A 14,512-nucleotide genomic window follows, 5' to 3' on the forward strand; every position below is an offset into this window, starting at 1 on the left:
GGATCAGACCACAGAAATCTACCCTGCGTCGCAAACAGAACAGTTCCCCGGGCTCGTGCCTGCAAGGTTTGAGTGGAAACCATTGAAATCAGGAGAGATGGATGAAAGTCGGATTTATCGGATTGGGCAATGTCGGTGGCAAACTGTCCGGGTCTTTGTTGCGCAATGGTGTGGATCTGACGGTACATGACCTGAACCCAGATCTGGTTGCGGATCTGGTTGCCCGGGGGGCGACAGCGGCTGAAAGCCCAGCCCAAATGATGCGCGATTGCGACACAGTCATCACCTGCCTGCCCTCACCCGCTGCGTCGAATGCGGTGATGGGCGAAATGTTGCCGGAGATCAGATCTGGAAAGGTCTGGATGGAGATGTCCACGACTGACGAGGCCGAAGTGAAGCGTCTGGGGTCCAAAGTGATCGAGGCTGGTGGCACTGCGGTGGATTGTCCGGTCTCGGGGGGATGTCACCGTGCCGATACCGGCAACATCTCTATCTTTGCGGGTTGCGACCGTGAGACTTTTGATCGGGTCTTTCCACTTTTGACCACCATGGGGCGGCGTGTGTTGCATACGGGGGAACTGGGTACGGCCTCGGTTCTGAAAGTGCTGACCAACTACCTTGCCACGGTGCATCTGGTGGCAAATGCCGAAGCACTGGTGACGGCCAAAGCCGCAGGTATGGATCTGAATACGGCTTACGAAGCGATAAAAATAAGCTCGGGCAATTCCTTTTCGCATGTGACTGAAAGTCAGGTGATCCTGAACGGTTCGCGCGATATCTCTTTCACCATGGATCTGGTGAAAAAGGATATTGGCTTGTTTCAAGAGATCGCCGACCGCAACGATGTCCCGCTTGAGATCAGTCCGCTGCTGGTGAAAATATTTGACGATGGTATTGCCCGTTACGGCGAACGAGAGCTGTCCCCCAATATTATCAAGCGTCTCGAAGAGGCCACCGGGCTGGATATCCGTGCTCCGGGCTTTCCAGCGGAAATGGCGGATGATGAGCCGGAAGAACCCGGCTATGAGGTGGTTCCGACAGGGCGGATCTGAGCGCCGCTGGACAGTTTGTCCCACTGACACCAAACCTCATGATCCCGCTTCGCAGGCCTCGGGACTTCTTTCTATTGCCGTAGGCTTGTCGCGCATGTATCGCGATGTCACCCAGCAGCTTGAGGCAGGACTGGGCGTCCTTGATGCGCCTTACCGCTGGGCGCGAGGTGCGATGGACGAGGAACATGGTTGGCCAAAAGGGGCAAGCGCGTAATGACCCACAGTTTATCCGAAACCCTGTCCGTGTTCTGGCGGATTGGGGTGCAGTCCTTCGGCGGACCAGCCGCGCAGATTGCTTTGATGCACCGGGTTCTGGTTGAAGAGAAGAAATGGTTGACCGAGCAGCAGTTTCTGAATGCGCTCAGTTTCTGCATGTTGCTGCCCGGACCGGAAGCGATGCAATTGGCCACCTATTCTGGCTGGCGAATACGCGGAGTGATGGGGGGGCTGATGGCCGGGCTTCTGTTTGTTCTGCCCGGCGCTGCTGTGATCTTTGCCCTGGCTGCCCTTTATGTGAGTTATGGCAAAGTGCCATTTGTCGCGCTCTTGTTTCTCGGTGTGAAATCCGCCGTGCTGATCATCGTGCTTGAAGCGCTTTTGAAAGTTTCCAGGCGCGCGCTGAAGGGAAAGGCGCATTGGATCATCGCCGGATTGGCCTTTATAGGCATCTTTTTCCTGTCGCTGCCATTTCCGCTGATTGTGATCGGGGCAGGGATTTATGGTGCCCTCACAGCCTCTGGACTGGCGGCGGAAACCGATCTCCCTCGTCACAGGATGCAAAATACACTGGCGACTGTTGTGATCTGGTTGGCGATCTGGTTGGTGCCACTGGCCGCCCTTGATCTCTTTGCAGGTCAAACCATCTTGCCGCAGCTTGGTGCGTTCTTCTCGAAACTCGCCGTGGTCACATTTGGTGGCGCCTATGCGGTGCTTGCCTATATGGCGCAGGATGTGGTCACCGGGTTTGGTTGGCTTACGGCGGATGAGATGCTCGACAGTCTGGGGCTGGCCGAAACCACGCCGGGGCCGCTTATTCTGGTCACGCAGTTTGTGGGCTTCATAGCAGGGTTTCGGGACGCTGGATTTGGCATGGCTTTCGCGGCGGCAATTGTCACGCTTTGGGCGACATTCACCCCGTGCTTCCTTTGGATCTTCGCAGGCGCCCCCTATATCGACCAGATCGCTGCCCAGCCGCGGATGATCGGGGCGCTGTCTGCGATCACGGCTGCGGTCGTTGGTGTGATCCTGAACCTATCGCTCTGGTTTGGTCTGAACGTGCTTTTCCACGAGGTGAGCCGCGCCAAATGGGGAGTGTTCACGCTTTGGCAACCAGAGTTGGAAAGTCTCGACTGGCGTGCTGCGCTGTTGTCCATGCTCTGCGGGGTGTTGCTCCTGCGGCTGAAGCTGGGGCTTGGCTGGGTGCTTGGCCTTGCTGCCGCAGGGGGTGTTCTGTTGGGACAGTTGGGCTAGCGATCAGCCTGCCCTGTTGGCGGCATCTTCTTTCTGATCCTCTTCCAACTCTGCAGCAAGCCGGAACCCAATTCGTTTGGGGGCTTCCGCTTCAACGGCCACGGGTAAGGCGCGCAGCATGACCGAGAGCTGGCTCACATGCTGAATGAGCTGGGTGCGGGCACCGCTTTCGTCTGAGCCATAAAAAGTGATCACGTCCGGGTCGAAAAAACCGATCCCTTCAATGCGCAGTACACCGGCATCGCCGCCGGTGAATCCCATTGCCACCTCGTGCTCGTTGTCCAGCTGTTCCTCGAAATTCTTGATATAGAGGATCAACCGTTCATAGGCCCATTGTGCAGGAGACTTCTCCTCAACCGGAGTTTCGGCAACTTTCTTGGGCAAAGGCTGATCTTCAACTCCCACCGGGGCGTCTTCCGAACATTTTGCGGCGCGGCTTTTGGGTTGGAAACTCGGGGCTTTGGTCATGATCTTCACTCAGGCAGTTGTAAACGTACCTGTTGTGCCACAGATGTGGGGCGGCGTCACGCCGGGTTTTTCCGTGCTTGAGGTTTGTCGGAATTACCCTAGGATCGCCGTGTTCCAAAGGAGCTCCAACATGCGCCTTGTCGCGTTTCAAACAGAACGTTTGACCATATCTCATTGGGCCGACGAATTGGCCGATTCTGCTGGCCGAAAGCGGATTGAACGGGCTTTGAAAGACCTGCTCACGCCCAATGTTCTCGCACCGTTGCCCCCGGCGATGCAATTGTCCAATACCTTGTCGGCACTTACAGACTGGGTAGACGCAAGAAATGCCGAAAGTGATGTTTATTTGATCACGCTCCGCGCCCCTGAACCGGAGACTCGGCGGTTGATCGGTATGGTTTTCCTTCTGGACCTTTCAGAAGGGGGGGATATTGCCCAGATGCATCTGGGGTATCTGCTGGCAGAGCGCGATTGGGGGCAGGGGTATGCCACCGAAATGCTGATGGGTTTCATGGAGGTGTTGCAGGAACTGGCTCCACTGTCGGTTCTTGCAGGGGTTGGTCGTGACAATCCGGCTTCGGCGAGAGTGCTTGAAAAGACCGGGTTCACCCGCGACCGGGCCCTGTCCTGTGACGAAACAGATATGTTTGTGCAGGTGTTTGCTTCGCCACAATAACCGCTCTTACCGGAATTTCTGCCAAATCCAGGCACCATCCTCGCGTTTTGTGCGCATCACGCGACCTTCATGCAGAAGGTGGTTCAGATGGCCCACGGCCTCGACCAAAGCCAAGCCATATTCCCCTGCACCGATCTTGCGTTTGAACAGCGGTGGAAAGCAGTCGCCCGCCACGTGAGGCGTTTCCAGAAATGCTTCAAGCCGGTCCAGTGCGTGATGGTGGTTCTGGATGAGCTGCCCCATTCGGGTCGGTAGCCCGGTGAACGGAAGCTTGTGCCCGGGCAGGACCAGCTGGGTATCCGTTGCATAGCCGGACAGACGTTCACAGGCTTCCAGCCATTCGCCCACTGGGTCGGCCTCTGGCTCTGTGGCATAGACGCCGAGGTTCGGGCTGATCGTGGCCAGTAGCTGATCGCCGCCGATCACCAACTCGCCATCGGTCGACCACAGTGTGGCGTGTTCCGGGGCGTGGCCATTGCCGATATGCACATTCCAGTCACGCCCGCCAAAGTGAATGCACGACCCTTCCTTGATCCGGTTGAACCCAAGCGGCATGTCGGCGACGATGTCGGCATAGTTGAAGGGGCGCTCTGTCTTGCGCTTTTCAAGCACTTCTGGATCCATCCCCGCCGCCTGCCAATAGGCGATGGTTTCATCCACCGGCACCATTTGTTCGTCCAGAAGTAACATGCGGGAAAACAGCCACGCTGTGCGGGTGGTGACCAACTTGGCACCGTGATCGCGCTGAAACCAGCCCGCCAGCCCGACGTGGTCCGGGTGGTGATGGGTCACGATCACACGCACTACTGGCTTACCGCCAAGCGGCCCGCTCAGCAGCTTTTCCCAGATCCGCCGTGTCTTGCCGGTGTCAAATCCGGTGTCGACGATGGTCCAACCATCGTCATCTTCGAAAGCAAAGACATTCACATGATCGAGCGCCATCGGTAGCGGTAGGCGCATCCAAAGGACGCCCTTGGCGACCTCAATTGCCTCACCTTCCCCCGGAATGTCGGGGAAAGGGAATTTTAGCGGAGCGCTCATGAAACGAGGTCGTCAGGTGTCAGGGCGTAAAGACCAGCGGCCCCGGCGCGTGCCTGTGCAAATTGTGCCACATGTTCCGGCAGCAGGCGGTTGATGTGGAACCGGGCAAGCTCGGTGCGTGGGCCTTTGCCGCCTTCGGCAATCGCGGCTTTCAGGTGGAAATGCGCCCCAAGAACACGGGCAAAGCCCATCAGGAAGGGGACTGCGCCGGCAAAGCGATCTTGCATGTCTTTCTGTTCAACTTGCCATTCCACGGTTTCACGCAGATCTTCCGCTGCCGACCAGACCGCTTCGGACATGTTCGGGAACTGCGCACGTGCGCCTTCAGCCTGGGTTTCGATCTCTTCGAGCAGTCGGAAAGCAGCCTCTCCCTCGTCCATCATCTTGCGGCCCACAAGGTCCATTGCCTGAATGCCATTGGTGCCTTCGTAGATCGCCGTCACCCGCACGTCGCGTAGATATTGCGCGGCCCCGGTTTCTTCGATGAATCCCATGCCGCCATGAACCTGAATGCCCATGTTCGAGACATTGATCCCGGTCTCAGTGCCGTAGGCTTTGACAATCGGGGTGAGCAGTGCTGCGCGCGTGTTCCATTCGGCGTCGCCGGTGGCGCGCGCCATATCAATTGCTTTGGCCAGCGACATCGCCATCGCGCGGGCTGCAAACAACTCCGCCCGCATCTGGGTCAGCATCCGGCGCACATCTGCGAAATCGACGATGGTTCCGTTGCCTTTGTCGCCCAGCGGAGTACGGCCCTGTTTGCGCTCCAGAGCGTATTCCAAAGCCTGCTGAAACGCGCCTTCCCCTGCGCCATAGCCCTGAACTCCCACGCCAAGGCGGGCGTTGTTCATCATGGTAAACATGGCGGCCATGCCCTTGTGCGGCTCGCCAATCATCCAACCGCGCGCGCCCTCAAAAGACATCACGGCCGTCGGGCTGCCATGCAGACCCATCTTGTGTTCAAGGCTGACAACGCGCAGCGAATTGCGCTCGCCCGGATTGCCATCTGCGTCCGGGATCAGCTTTGGCACGAGGAAGAGCGAAATCCCCTTGGTGCCCGCCACGCCATCAGGAAGACGCGCCAGAACCAAATGGCAGACGTTTTCGGTAATGTCATTGTCGCCCCAAGAGATGAAAATCTTCTGCCCTGTCACCGAATAGGTACCGTCGCCATTGTCCTCGGCTTTTGACGACAGCGCCCCTACATCCGACCCGGCCTGCGGTTCGGTCAGGTTCATCGTGCCCGCCCATTCGCCTGTGATCAGCTTGGGCAAATACAGGTTCTTCAGATCGTCCGAGGCGTGATGCTCAAGCGCTTCGATCTGACCCTGTGTCATCAACGGGCAGAGTTGTAGCGACAGGCAAGACGCCGACATCATGTCGTTCACCGCCGTTTGCAATGTAAGCGGTAGGCCCATTCCACCATATTCCGGGTCCGCCGCCATGCCGATCCAACCGCCTTCCGCAATTGCTTTGTATCCCTCGTCAAAGCCCGGAGACGTGCGTACAACCCCGTTTTCCAGCTTGGCCGGGATCAGGTCACCATTGCGATTGAGCGGCGCTAGCACCTCTTCGCACATCTTGCCGGCTTCGGTCAGGACGGCTTGCGCCATGTCCGATGGTGCTTCGGCAAAAAGTTCAGTTTCTGCGATCTGGTCATAACCAATCACATGGTCAAACAGGAATTGGAAATCTTCTGTGGTGGCGCGATAGGGCATTGTCCGTCCTTTTCGGGCTGGTAAGTAAGGGCTGGACCAATCCATACTGAACGTGACCCCAGGGCAAAAGGAAAACGCAGCGTCATGACTTCCGCCATCAAAACTGAACTGCTGGTTGATGATCAGGCTGGAATTGCACGAGCCGCCGAATTGCTGCGCGCAGGGGCGCTTGTGTCTTTTCCGACCGAGACGGTCTACGGGCTTGGAGGGGATGCCACAAATGATCGGGCTGTCGCACGGATATTTGAGGCAAAGGGGCGACCCAGCTTCAATCCTCTGATCGTGCATCTTCCCTCAATGGAGGCGGTGTCGGATTACGCCGTGCTTGAAGGCGTGGCGCATGATCTGGCGATGGCATTCTGGCCGGGGCCACTCACATTGGTCCTGCCGTTGAAACCGGGTGGACCATTGTCTCATCTGGTGTCAGCGGGATTGCCGACTGTTGCAATCCGCGTGCCAGAACACCCGCTTGCGCAAAAGCTTCTGGAGGCCGCGGGGCGTCCAGTGGCCGCGCCCTCCGCCAATCCATCAGGCCGGATCAGCCCGTCGACGGCGGAACATGTGATGGATGGCCTGTCGGGCAAGATCGAAGCTGTGCTTGATGGCGGCCCCTGTGCTGTTGGGGTGGAAAGCACGATTGTGGGGATCGACCCCATTCCCGTGTTGTTGCGCCCCGGTGGCCTGCCCGCCGAGGCACTGGAAGAAGCAATCCGTGCTCCTCTTGCCCGAAGGCAGGAGAGCGAAACGATTAATGCACCAGGGCAACTGACCTCACATTACGCACCCAACGCAAAGATGCGCCTCAATGTCGAGACACTCCACTCAACCGAAAGGCTCCTTGGGTTTGGTCATGTCGAAGCTGATCTCAACCTATCGCCCGCAGGGGATCTTGTAGAGGCCGCCGCCAATCTCTTTGCTATGCTTCATCAGATGGATGCCGAAGGAGATGCGCCAATTGCCGTCTCGCCGATCCCGGATCATGGATTGGGCCGTGCCATCAATGATCGCCTGCGCCGCGCTGCGGCTCCTCGCGACAACTGATCCGAAACGGCTTATTTTCTGGTCAGAAATATCCCGGGGTGAGCGCGAAGCGCGAGGGGCTGGCCCCTGACCGAGCGAAGCGAGGCCACCGGAAACGACGAGCGTAGATCGCGAGGACCAGCCGCCAACTTTCCGTTAAGCGTGTCCACCCTCTGCCGACAAAAGCAAAGGATCGACCCCGAGCTTGGCTAAGGCCGCAGACCATTTGCTGTTGTGGTCGGGGGAAAAGACAATCGCGCGGTCGGCGTCAACGGTCAGCCAGGCATTCTGTTGCAGTTCACCTTCCAGCTGACCTGCCGCCCATCCGGCATAGCCAAGCGCCGCCAAGACCTGTTTGGGGCCAACACCTTGGGCTATGTCTTCCAGAATGTCCCTTGTGGCGGTCATCGAGAATACATCATCTACATGCAACGTGGTGTCATTGCCCACATAATCCTCTGAATGCAGGATAAACCCACGCCCGCCTTCCACGGGGCCACCGAAATAGACCATCTGGCCAAGTGTCAGATCCGTCCCCTCAATGTCCAGATGTTCAAGCAGATCATCGAGTTTCACGTCATCTGAGGGCTTGTTCACGATGATCCCCATCGCTCCCTCCTCGGAATGGGCGCAAACAAAGATCACCGACTTGTCAAACCGGGAGTCACCGATCCCCGGCATGGCAATCAGAAGTTTTCCGCTGAGATCCATCGCTTTGTCCATAATATGAATTCTGGCCCCGGGTTGGATAAATGGCAAGAGGGGGAGAAGGAAAATCGCGGTAACATGCCATCCCCTAAATGTGATTTCCCTTCTCGCGACAACTGCTTATCTATTGTGCACATGAAACGCAGACTTGCATATCTTGCCACCTGTCTTGCTCTTGTGGCCGGGAAACCCGCTTTGGCTGGTTCCGATATACCACCGGCGCTCGAAGATATTGCTCAGATCGAAGTGCTGACCGGATGGCGAACCGATGACGGGGCGCATATGTCCGCCTTGCGCATTCGGCTTGCGGAAGGGTGGAAGACCTATTGGCGAGCACCTGGAGATAGCGGTATTCCTCCCAGTCTGGATTTGAGAGGTTCGCGCAACATCGAAGCGGTGCAGTTTCATTGGCCGGTCCCTGACGTCTATGAGGAACAGGGGGTGCGCACCATTGGATATAAAAATGAACTTGTTCTGCCAATGCGAATTATTCCAAAGGATGGTGGTGCGGACATTGCTCTGAATGGCGACCTGCAGATTGGAGTCTGTCAGGATATCTGCGTACCACTTCAGGCAGAGCTGACTGCGGCTTTGCCCGTACAGCCAACCGGCTCGGATCGCGCGATCCAACGCGCGCTTCGCCAGCGTCCCGACACGTCGAAAGAGGCGGGTGTGAAATCGGCCACATGCAATGTTGAACCCATCAAAGACGGGGTGCGCATCACGGCCGAGCTACAGATGCCGCGTCTTGGTTCAAACGAGGTGGTCGTGGTCGAAACCGCAGATTCCTCCGTCTGGGTATCAGAAGCGTCCAGTCGACGGGAAGGCGGTCAATTGGTGGCACAGGCCGAAATGGTGCCGACAAGCGGGAAGCCATTTCTACTGAACCGGTCCGATATTCGCATCACAGTTCTGAGTTCTGGGCGAGGCGTGGATATCCAGGGATGCAACGGCAGCTGATCTGATAAGACGAATTGTTTTGCCGACGTAGCCATTCATCGAAGGGGCTGGCGTTACCCCCCCTCACTTACTTTGCTTTTGAAAGAAACTGTAACCTTCCCCTCGTAAAACTCACCTGTGATCAAGCAACCGTGAGATCGTATTTCGCTCGCTAGGCATTCCAGTCACGGGGCCTCATGTTGCTTTCAACGAGAAAGGAATGCCTTAATGACTTCTACCGACGTTACGGCCAATGGGACCGCCAAGGGGACCGACGACATGCCAGCCAAGCCAGATCATCCGTTGCTGAAGCGTCTGCCGCTTATCGCTATCCTGGCGGTGGCTGTGATCGGGGCGTTCACGCTACGCGACTATCTGAGTTTTGAAACCCTGGCTGCCAACCGCGAAGCACTGATCGGTTTTCGCGATGCCAACTACCTTCTGGCGATGCTGGTTTTTATGTCAGCATATGTTGTGATTGTCGGGTTTTCTCTGCCGGGCGCCACCATTGCGACACTGACCGGAGGGTTCCTGTTTGGCACGTTTCCCGGTGTTTTGTTCAATGTGACCGCCGCCACGATGGGAGCAATCGTGATCTTCCTTGCAGCACGCTGGGGGCTCGGAGAGAAACTGGCTGCGAAGATGGAAGCGTCAGAAGGGGCCGTGAAACAGATCAAGGACGGGATTGACGACAACCAATGGTCGGTTCTTTTTCTCATCCGCCTTGTCCCTGCCGTTCCCTTTTTTGTTGCCAATCTGATCCCCGCGTTGGTTGGGGTTCCGCTTCATCGATTCGTGATTTCCACATTCTTCGGCATCATTCCCGGCGGGCTGGTTTATACCTCGGTCGGGGCTGGCCTGGGCGAAGTGTTTGCCCGCGGTGAAACCCCTGATCTTGGTATCATCTTTGAACCCCACATCCTTTTGCCAATCCTTGGTCTTGTGGCACTTGCTGCCCTGCCGATGGTTCTTAAAGTACTTCAAAAGGGACAGCATTCATGAACCGCATCAAGACGGATATTTGTGTGATCGGGGCGGGGTCGGGTGGCTTGAGTGTCGCGGCCGGAGCGGTGCTGATGGGCGCATCTGTTGTGCTTCTTGAAGGGCATAAAATGGGGGGGGATTGCCTGAACTACGGATGTGTCCCGTCCAAAGCGCTGCTTCATGCTGGGCACAAGGGGATGGGTTGGAAAGAGGCGCATGACCATGTGCGTGACACCATAGCCACCATTGAACCCCATGATTCTGTTGAGCGATTTGAAGGGCTGGGTGTTCAGGTCATTACCGAATACGGCGCGTTTATTTCCCGCAATGAAGTGCAGGCGGGGGACACCACTATCAAAGCACGTCGCTTTGTGATTGCCACCGGGTCTTCGCCTCTGGTTCCACCTATTCCGGGGCTGGATGAGGTGCCGTATCTGACCAATGAACAAATCTTTGATCTTGAAGAAAAACCCGACCACCTGCTGATCATCGGCGCTGGCCCTATTGGCCTGGAAATGGCGCAAGCCCACCGCCGTCTTGGTTGTGACGTCACAGTGATTGAAGGGGCCAGGGCGCTGGGCAAGGATGACCCGGAAATGGCCGCTCAACTGCTTGAGGCGCTTCGAGACGAAGGGATCGAGATTGAAGAAGAGGCACTTGCCTGCGAAGTCAGGGGCAAAGCCGGAGCGATTGAAGTTGAGGCCAAAGACGGCCGTATTTTCAAAGGCACCCATCTTTTAGTTGCCGTAGGGCGCAAGGCCAATATCCAAAAGCTCGGTCTTGAAAAGGCTGGCATCGAGACCACTCGGGTAGGGGTTAAAGTGGATGAAGGTCTGCGGACCACAAACCGCAAAGCTTATGCGATTGGTGATGCAGCCGGAGGGCTCCATTTCACTCATGTGGCAGGTTATCATGCTGGGGTGATCATCAAATCCATGCTGTTTGGCCTGCCGTCTAAAGCGAAATCCAGTCATATCCCATGGGCCACCTATACCAGTCCCGAGATGGCGCAAGTGGGGCTGACCGAGGTGCTCGCAAACGAGGCCCACGGTGATCGCGTTGAAGTGGCGCGGTTTGATTTTGCTGGCAATGATCGCGCAATTGCCACCCAGCAGGCCAAAGGTCTGATCAAGGTGATGGTGGTCAATGGCCGCCCGGTGGGCGTGTCGATCGTTGGTCCGGGGGCGGGTGAGATGATCAACCTTTGGGCGCTTGCGCTCGCAAACAATCTCAAGATGAGCCAGATTGCCGCCATGGTTGCGCCCTACCCAACAATGGGTGAAGTTTCGAAACGTGCCGCCGGGGCCTATTTCTCGCCACGCCTTTTTGATAGTCCTAGGGTCAAACGGGTGGTTGGATTTGTGCAACGTTGGCTGCCCTGAAGTGTAATCGGAGTCCGTCGTGTTGAATTCCCTGTCCGGCCGTTTCCTGATCTTGACCGTGGCCTTCGTGATGCTGGCCGAGGTTTTGATCTTTGTGCCGTCGGTAGCACGGTTTCGCGAAGACTATTTGCTGACCCGTCTGGAACGCGCACAGATTGCGTCGCTGGTTTTGCTGGCCGATGACATGATTGACCCCGCTCTGGAAGCAGAGCTTTTGGAAAATGCAGATGTTTTCAACGTCGTACTCCAGCGTGACGAGATGCGTGAGCTGGTACTATCCTCACCACCGCCCTGGCCCGTGAACCAGAATTTCGATCTGCGCATGTCCACTCCCTATTACTTAATGCGTGATGCCATCATTCGACTGGTCAGTCCGGAACCGCAGGTGATCCGGGTGATTGGCCAACCGGTACGGATGGGAGGAGAGCTGATCGAGGTCACAATGATCACAACGGACCTGCGCGCCGCAATGATCGATTATGGCAAGAACATCGCCATCCTTTCCGCCGTTATCTCAGCCATAACCGCGAGCCTGCTTTTTCTCGCTGTGCGTTTTCTGATGGTGCGACCGATCCGCGATGTTGTTGGCAATATGAAGGCCTATGCCCAATCACCGGAAGACACTCGCCGGATTATCCGCCCCCATACTGGGCTGACCGAATTGCATGAGGCAGAAGTGGCGCTGCAAACGTTGCAAACCGAATTGACCCACGCGCTGAAACAGAAAGAACGTCTGGCCCAGCTTGGCGGAGCCGTGGCACGGATTTCTCACGACCTGCGTAATATCCTCACCACCGCGCAGCTGTTTGCCGACCGGATGGAAAGCAGTCAGGACCCGATGGTAAAACGGGTTGGCCCCAAGCTGATGAACTCGATTTCCCGCGCGGTCAGCCTATGTGAAAACACGCTGGCGTTCGGTAAGGCCGAGGAACCCGCCCCACGTATGGAGCGGATCGAACTGGCGGGGCTGGTGGATGACATCATCGCAAGTGAACGTTTGGCTTCTGGCGCCCACCCGCTCAGCTTTGCCGAAGATGTTCCCGCCGGGCTGGTCCTGCGCGCGGATCCCGAGCAGCTTTATCGGGTTCTGTCAAACCTCGTCCGAAATGCGCGTCAGGCAATTGTTGCCACCGGTAAGGAAGGGGAAATTGCCCTATCCGCCCGTGACGAAGAGGATCAATGGGTGATCCAAGTGCATGACACGGGCCCCGGCCTTCCGCTCTCCACCCGAGAAAACCTGTTCCAACCCTTCTCGGGATCAAACCGTAAAGGCGGGGCTGGGCTTGGACTTGCGATTTCAGCAGAACTCATCAAAGGACATGGGGGAGAGCTTTCGCTAGAGAAAACAGACGAAAGCGGCACAAGTTTCCGGATCGTCCTGCCGAAAAAAGTTGAAGTGTCTCTCTCATCGTCCACTTCTCAGTGGATACGATGAGCCAAAATCACTCGCTTAGTAAATTGCCCCGTTTGGACTCATAGGCGCTGACGTCAGACAGTAGAGACTAACCGGCGGATAATCCGCTGATGGCTTGCCGCAGAACCGAATAGATCTGATTGCTCTCTGCCTTCTCAATCACCAGAGGCGGCGACAGGACGATCCTGTCTCCAACCGGTCGCACGATCACGCCCAGCTCGGCACAGGTCCGGAAGACGTTCGCACCGGCCTGGGCGGTGACGGGAAAGGGGGTTTTGGTGGTCTTGTCTGCCATCAGATCGACTGCCAGCATTAGCCCGTGTCCGCGCACATCTCCGACATGCTCAAGGTCGCACAGGCCCGTTGCGGTTTCTTGGAAGTGCTTGCCCATGTTTCGGGCATGCCCCAGAAGCCCCTCACGCTGGATGATCTCGATATTCGTCAAGGCGGCCCGACAGGCCACCGGGTGGCCGAAGTAGGTTAGGCCCATCGAGAAAACCCCACCTTCACATTGCGGGCGGCTGATGACTTCATAGATTTCATCGGAAATGAGCGTGGCACCCAGTGGAATGTAACCCGATGTAATGCCCTTGGCGGCGACAAGAATATCGGGTTGATAGTCGAACACCTCTTCTGACGCGAACCAATGCCCGAGGCGTCCGAACGCCGTTACCACCTCGTCGGCGATATAGAGCATGTCGTGGCGCTTGCAGACTTCCCACATGCGACGGTGATAGCCTTTCGGGGCGACCAATACACCACCGGCACCCATCACCGGCTCGGCGATAAACGCCGCGACATTGTCAGGGCCCAACTGCTCAATCCGGTCCTCAAATTCCTGCACGAGGAAATCACAATAGGCGTCTTCGCTCATGTCATCGGGTTTGGCATACATGTTTGCCGCCGAGACATGGTTGATGAAATGCTCGCCTACTTTGTCAAAACTCATTTTTGTTGCGTGGATGCCGGTCAATTCTGCGGCCACATAGGTCGCCCCGTGATAGGCACTATTGCGCGAGATGATCTTTTTCTTCTGGTGCTGCCCCTTCATGGTGAAATAGTAATGCACCAACCGGATTGCTGCGTCGTTCGCGGTCGAGCCGCCGGTGGTGTAGTAGACGTGGTTCAGATCCCCCGGTGCGTGTGTCGCCAACCATGCTCCCAGTTCTGCCGCAGGTTCGTTGGTCGAATGGCCAAACGGGTTGTAATACTGCATTTTCATGACCTGATCCGAGATCGCATCCGCCATCTCGCGCCGTCCATGTCCGATATTCACACACCATAACCCGGCGATAGCATCCAGAAGCCGGTTGCCGTCACTGTCGGTGACATACATCCCCTCGGCCCCGGTAATGACCTGACTGCCTTCGTCCTTGAAGCTCGAGAAATCCGTATAGGGGTGCAACACATGCGCGCGGTCCTTGGCCCAGGCGGAATTGGCGTCTTGTCTGGTCATGGCTGCGATCCTCTCTGTCCACTACGCTTGCTGCAAAATACGCCAGCACGCGCCGGAAGGTCAGTCACCCGTAGGGGGTACTGGTCAGTCCGCCTCTGAGAAAGCTAGGCAGATCCCGATATATCGACGGAGAAAACCGATGGCTCTTGCAGTGAATGGAACGCGGCTTTGGGGCCGTCTTATG

At 57.0% G+C, this 14,512-nt stretch carries 14 protein-coding genes; 9 read left to right on the forward strand and 5 right to left on the reverse strand.

Annotated elements, in window-relative coordinates; genetic code table 11:
* The first annotated feature begins 101 nt into the window (after window positions 1–101).
* The 3 genes from O2N63_RS15310 to chrA are packed head-to-tail and all read left to right on the forward strand — an operon-like array spanning window position 102 to window position 2,522.
* Window positions 102–1,052 (forward strand): NAD(P)-dependent oxidoreductase, encoded by a 951-nt coding sequence (locus tag O2N63_RS15310; RefSeq protein WP_271055161.1) that lies wholly within the window; start codon window positions 102–104, stop codon window positions 1,050–1,052.
* A complete protein-coding gene (locus tag O2N63_RS15315) occupies window positions 1,024–1,266 on the forward strand; it encodes a hypothetical protein (protein ID WP_271055162.1) in 243 nt (80 codons plus the stop codon). Before O2N63_RS15310 ends, O2N63_RS15315 begins: the two co-directional genes overlap by 29 nt.
* The gene (gene chrA / locus O2N63_RS15320) at window positions 1,266–2,522 is read left to right on the forward strand and encodes a chromate efflux transporter (RefSeq protein ID WP_271055163.1); all 1,257 of its coding nucleotides are present in this window, start codon (window positions 1,266–1,268) and stop codon (window positions 2,520–2,522) included. The genes O2N63_RS15315 and chrA overlap by 1 nt, the downstream gene beginning before the upstream one ends.
* Window positions 2,523–2,525: 3 nt before the next feature.
* Here chrA and O2N63_RS15325 read toward each other — a convergent pair whose 3' ends face one another.
* On the reverse strand, window positions 2,526–2,990 hold the full coding sequence (locus tag O2N63_RS15325) for a DUF6173 family protein (RefSeq protein WP_271055164.1): 465 nt from the start codon (window positions 2,988–2,990) through the stop codon (window positions 2,526–2,528).
* Between the two features lie 130 nt (window positions 2,991–3,120).
* On the opposite strand from O2N63_RS15325, the gene O2N63_RS15330 reads away from it, so the two are divergent.
* Window positions 3,121–3,666: a GNAT family N-acetyltransferase gene (locus O2N63_RS15330; RefSeq protein ID WP_271055165.1), complete on the forward strand. Its 546-nt coding sequence runs from the start codon at window positions 3,121–3,123 to the stop codon at window positions 3,664–3,666.
* A 6-nt stretch (window positions 3,667–3,672) separates the two neighbouring features.
* Here the strand turns inward: O2N63_RS15330 and O2N63_RS15335 are convergent, their stop codons facing one another.
* Window positions 3,673–4,707 carry an MBL fold metallo-hydrolase gene (locus O2N63_RS15335; protein ID WP_271055166.1) on the reverse strand — a complete coding sequence of 345 codons (1,035 nt, stop codon included), beginning with the start codon at window positions 4,705–4,707 and terminating at the stop codon, window positions 3,673–3,675.
* A complete protein-coding gene (locus O2N63_RS15340) occupies window positions 4,704–6,425 on the reverse strand; it encodes an acyl-CoA dehydrogenase (RefSeq protein ID WP_271055167.1) in 1,722 nt (573 codons plus the stop codon). The genes O2N63_RS15335 and O2N63_RS15340 overlap by 4 nt, the downstream gene beginning before the upstream one ends.
* An 84-nt stretch (window positions 6,426–6,509) precedes the next feature.
* Between O2N63_RS15340 and O2N63_RS15345 the strand changes: the two genes are divergently transcribed.
* Complete coding sequence (locus O2N63_RS15345) at window positions 6,510–7,466, forward strand: L-threonylcarbamoyladenylate synthase (RefSeq protein ID WP_271055168.1); 957 nt, start codon at window positions 6,510–6,512, stop codon at window positions 7,464–7,466.
* 135 nt (window positions 7,467–7,601) lie between these two features.
* Here O2N63_RS15345 and O2N63_RS15350 read toward each other — a convergent pair whose 3' ends face one another.
* Entirely contained in the window at window positions 7,602–8,168 is a 567-nt protein-coding gene (locus tag O2N63_RS15350) for a YqgE/AlgH family protein (RefSeq protein WP_271055169.1), read from the reverse strand.
* 120 nt (window positions 8,169–8,288) lie between these two features.
* Here O2N63_RS15350 and O2N63_RS15355 point away from each other — a divergent pair, with 120 nt between their 5' ends.
* The 4 genes from O2N63_RS15355 to O2N63_RS15370 all read left to right on the forward strand — a co-directional run bounded on the left by O2N63_RS15355 (window position 8,289) and on the right by O2N63_RS15370 (window position 12,893).
* Window positions 8,289–9,113 carry a protein-disulfide reductase DsbD domain-containing protein gene (locus O2N63_RS15355; RefSeq protein ID WP_271055170.1) on the forward strand — a complete coding sequence of 275 codons (825 nt, stop codon included), beginning with the start codon at window positions 8,289–8,291 and terminating at the stop codon, window positions 9,111–9,113.
* A 258-nt stretch (window positions 9,114–9,371) separates the two neighbouring features.
* Window positions 9,372–10,094, forward strand: coding sequence for a TVP38/TMEM64 family protein (locus tag O2N63_RS15360; RefSeq protein WP_271055178.1), 723 nt, complete (start codon window positions 9,372–9,374; stop codon window positions 10,092–10,094).
* Window positions 10,091–11,458, forward strand: a complete 1,368-nt coding sequence (locus tag O2N63_RS15365; RefSeq protein WP_271055171.1) for a dihydrolipoyl dehydrogenase family protein — start codon at window positions 10,091–10,093, stop codon at window positions 11,456–11,458. The genes O2N63_RS15360 and O2N63_RS15365 overlap by 4 nt, the downstream gene beginning before the upstream one ends.
* A 19-nt stretch (window positions 11,459–11,477) precedes the next feature.
* Complete coding sequence (locus O2N63_RS15370) at window positions 11,478–12,893, forward strand: sensor histidine kinase (protein ID WP_271055172.1); 1,416 nt, start codon at window positions 11,478–11,480, stop codon at window positions 12,891–12,893.
* Between the two features lie 67 nt (window positions 12,894–12,960).
* On the opposite strand, the gene O2N63_RS15375 is transcribed toward O2N63_RS15370, so the two are convergent.
* Complete coding sequence (locus O2N63_RS15375; RefSeq protein ID WP_271055173.1) at window positions 12,961–14,328, reverse strand: aminotransferase; 1,368 nt, start codon at window positions 14,326–14,328, stop codon at window positions 12,961–12,963.
* Window positions 14,329–14,512 lie beyond the last annotated feature (184 nt).

The organism is Aliiroseovarius salicola (genome assembly GCF_027891095.1).
Lineage (GTDB): Bacteria > Pseudomonadota > Alphaproteobacteria > Rhodobacterales > Rhodobacteraceae > Aliiroseovarius > Aliiroseovarius salicola.

What these genes read in the sequence shown, in the direction of transcription:
- O2N63_RS15310 (WP_271055161.1), top strand. Translation starts at nt 102, where the DNA reads ATGAAAGTCGGATTTATCGGATTGGGCAATGTCGGTGGCAAACTGTCC.
- O2N63_RS15315 (WP_271055162.1), top strand. Translation starts at nt 1,024, where the DNA reads ATGAGGTGGTTCCGACAGGGCGGATCTGAGCGCCGCTGGACAGTTTGT.
- chrA (WP_271055163.1), top strand. Translation starts at nt 1,266, where the DNA reads ATGACCCACAGTTTATCCGAAACCCTGTCCGTGTTCTGGCGGATTGGG.
- O2N63_RS15325 (WP_271055164.1), bottom strand. Translation starts at nt 2,990, where the DNA reads ATGACCAAAGCCCCGAGTTTCCAACCCAAAAGCCGCGCCGCAAAATGT.
- O2N63_RS15330 (WP_271055165.1), top strand. Translation starts at nt 3,121, where the DNA reads ATGCGCCTTGTCGCGTTTCAAACAGAACGTTTGACCATATCTCATTGG.
- O2N63_RS15335 (WP_271055166.1), bottom strand. Translation starts at nt 4,707, where the DNA reads ATGAGCGCTCCGCTAAAATTCCCTTTCCCCGACATTCCGGGGGAAGGT.
- O2N63_RS15340 (WP_271055167.1), bottom strand. Translation starts at nt 6,425, where the DNA reads ATGCCCTATCGCGCCACCACAGAAGATTTCCAATTCCTGTTTGACCAT.
- O2N63_RS15345 (WP_271055168.1), top strand. Translation starts at nt 6,510, where the DNA reads ATGACTTCCGCCATCAAAACTGAACTGCTGGTTGATGATCAGGCTGGA.
- O2N63_RS15350 (WP_271055169.1), bottom strand. Translation starts at nt 8,168, where the DNA reads ATGGACAAAGCGATGGATCTCAGCGGAAAACTTCTGATTGCCATGCCG.
- O2N63_RS15355 (WP_271055170.1), top strand. Translation starts at nt 8,289, where the DNA reads ATGAAACGCAGACTTGCATATCTTGCCACCTGTCTTGCTCTTGTGGCC.
- O2N63_RS15360 (WP_271055178.1), top strand. Translation starts at nt 9,372, where the DNA reads ATGCCAGCCAAGCCAGATCATCCGTTGCTGAAGCGTCTGCCGCTTATC.
- O2N63_RS15365 (WP_271055171.1), top strand. Translation starts at nt 10,091, where the DNA reads ATGAACCGCATCAAGACGGATATTTGTGTGATCGGGGCGGGGTCGGGT.
- O2N63_RS15375 (WP_271055173.1), bottom strand. Translation starts at nt 14,328, where the DNA reads ATGACCAGACAAGACGCCAATTCCGCCTGGGCCAAGGACCGCGCGCAT.